A 2,379-nucleotide genomic window follows, 5' to 3' on the forward strand; every position below is an offset into this window, starting at 1 on the left:
CATTGATTTCGGCAATTTGTACGAATTCAAGAAAGTCTATGCAAAGGATAAAGACGGCAATGTAATAACAGAGACTGTTCCGGTCAAGGATAAGGACGGCAAGGTCACCGGAACCGAAGAAAGACCGAAGGTTATTTTTGATGAACGCATTGAAATGCTCAGACTCATCCTCGGATGCGCGCTCCGCAACGGAGAGGCCTTTGTGAACGGCTTTAAGAATCTGCTGTCTCCGGACGGCAAAAAGGTTTTTCAGGTCAGCGCGAACAAGGTTAACGCCATTGTTGACTCCATCATGGCAAAGGGAGATATCGCTCATGATGTGGCAACGCGTCTTCAGTGCATCCTAAGCGAACTGCAGAAACTCGGTCTGGAGGTTCCTCCGCAGATCTACTGCTTTGTGCAGTCCATGAATCGTCTCCAGAATACCATAAATGAAATGAACAACACCATTATGCTGGGAAAGCTTCTGGTGGACACGGTGCAAAACGGGGATCTCTCCGGAAATAAAGAACCTCCTCTGCGTGATGAACTGGATGTGATGGGTAAATTCACTGATTACTTCAGGAGCGCCGAGGGGAGAAAAATAGTACCTGTAAACAAGAATTATTTTGATAACGACGCTGATTTTGATGACGATGCCAAGACTGATATAAAAAACTTCTTCCTTGAAAATGGCATGCCGCGGTATCTTATCGAATTAAACGCCAAATATTTAAACTGGAGCGATTACAACCCCGGCGGGCAGTATTATGAGAAAGTCCTGAACAGAATTAACACTGCCCCCGATCCTCTGAAGGAAGCCACAGAGCTTTTCCAAAAGTATCTTATTGATATTATGCCTCCGGATCATAATATGGTGGTAGAGGTAAAGAGACTGATCAACGATTTGACTGACAAGTATAACTCAGCCAAAAAGGCTAATGATGAAGCCGAATGCGAAAGGCTGCTGAGATCATCTGCAAGAAACTTTGCTACCACTGTTCGCCGTGAGTTGAGTGCTTTTCAAACTCAGGCCTATGATAACCTTGGGAGACCTGTCAAACCGCCGGCAACCTTTGCCAGCGTGATTGTTAAAACACTGTTTAACAGTCAGGATGCCGTGAAAAAAATGCTGAAAAGTTTAGGCGGGCTTGAAATAACGAGCCTGACAACCAGTCTGTACAGCGTAGGAAGGAACGAACTGGGTACGGGATATCTTCCCTCTTTTAATAACATAACTGATAAGCTTCAGGAAAAAGCGGATCAGGCGACCGAGCTGTCTTTTGATATGGAAATCGGCTTTTAAAACCGCGCCGGCTTTCTGCGCCGTTTCTGAACGGCATAACTGTTTCAGGAGAAAATATGAATTTCAGGGAAGTAATCCAAAAACTCAGCGCTGTCTTCGGATTTGAGCCGGAACATCAGGAAAACTCCTGTCAGTTTGCCATTGACGATGCTGTCGTGCTGCTGCAGGAAGCCGGAGACAAGCTGCTTCTGATTGCGGATCTGGGAGCTGATTGTCCCGATGATGCATTATTTACCAGGTTTCTGGCGGCAAATTATGCCTACCAGGAAACCAGCGGTTCCTCGTTTGCGCGGGATCCGGAAACAGGTCATATGATGCTGCAGCGCTACGACTGGATGGATCGCCTTACCCCTGACATGCTGGTAAGGTACCTGGAGGAGTTCGCCGGAGTCGCCCTGAAATGGCGCGATATTATCACCGGAAAGGCCGCTTTTGAGTCTCCGGAGGAGTCAGCCGGCGCCGCCGTGCCTGAGGAAGCCTTCGATTTACAGAATTTTGATCAAATGGTATAGCGGATTCCCCGAACCTGCGACCGGAGGAGATCTGCCTATGCAGCATAGCGCTCAGGCCGGAATCACAGCAGAAATCTTCGGATCCGGTTAACATTGCGGTGCCGGCCGTTCGCGTCTGGTTATACTTGATTTTCGGTACTTGCCGGAATTGTTTTTTTTGAGAGAAGAGGTTTCATGGATTTTAACGAGCTTATGCTTTCTCTTGGCGAGGAGATGGGCATTGAACTTGACGGCAGCGCCGGCGGCGCCGGTTTTGAAACGCAGGATATGGAAATCCTGATGCACAATGCCGGAGAAATGATCTTTATCCGGGCCGATCTGGGAAAACCCGCGGGCGGCAGCAAAAATGCTTTTTTGAAACAGGCTCTTAATTCCTGCTGCCTGTACCGCAATACCTGCGGTTCCGTATTTGCCGTAAGTCCTGAAGGGCATCTCCATTTGCAGCGCTATGAATGGATGGCCCGGCTTGACGGAAAAGCCCTTCATGCCCTGCTCCAGGAGTTTATTGCCGTGGCAGCAGCCTGGAAGGAGCTTCTGGAGGATTTCTGCGCGGCCCGGGGCGGCGATCCCGAAGACAGCGCT

General features: G+C 48.9%; 3 protein-coding genes. All 3 read left to right on the forward strand.

Annotated elements, in window-relative coordinates:
- On the forward strand, positions 1 to 1,285 hold a 1,285-nt coding region (locus tag ACJROR_RS15230), incomplete at its 5' end, for a hypothetical protein (protein WP_406547834.1).
- A gap of 56 nt (positions 1,286 to 1,341) precedes the next feature.
- Positions 1,342 to 1,797: a type III secretion system chaperone gene (locus ACJROR_RS15235; RefSeq protein ID WP_406547835.1), complete on the forward strand. Its 456-nt coding sequence runs from the start codon at positions 1,342 to 1,344 to the stop codon at positions 1,795 to 1,797.
- Between the two features lie 174 nt (positions 1,798 to 1,971).
- On the forward strand, positions 1,972 to 2,379 hold a 408-nt coding region (locus tag ACJROR_RS15240), incomplete at its 3' end, for a type III secretion system chaperone (protein ID WP_406547836.1).

Source organism: Succinimonas sp. (assembly GCF_045225735.1).
In the GTDB taxonomy this organism is placed as follows: Bacteria; Pseudomonadota; Gammaproteobacteria; order Enterobacterales; family Succinivibrionaceae; genus Succinimonas.

Bases quoted from the DNA above. Each gene is read 5' to 3' on its own strand.
- ACJROR_RS15235 (WP_406547835.1), top strand. From the start codon at position 1,342: ATGAATTTCAGGGAAGTAATCCAAAAACTCAGCGCTGTCTTCGGATTT.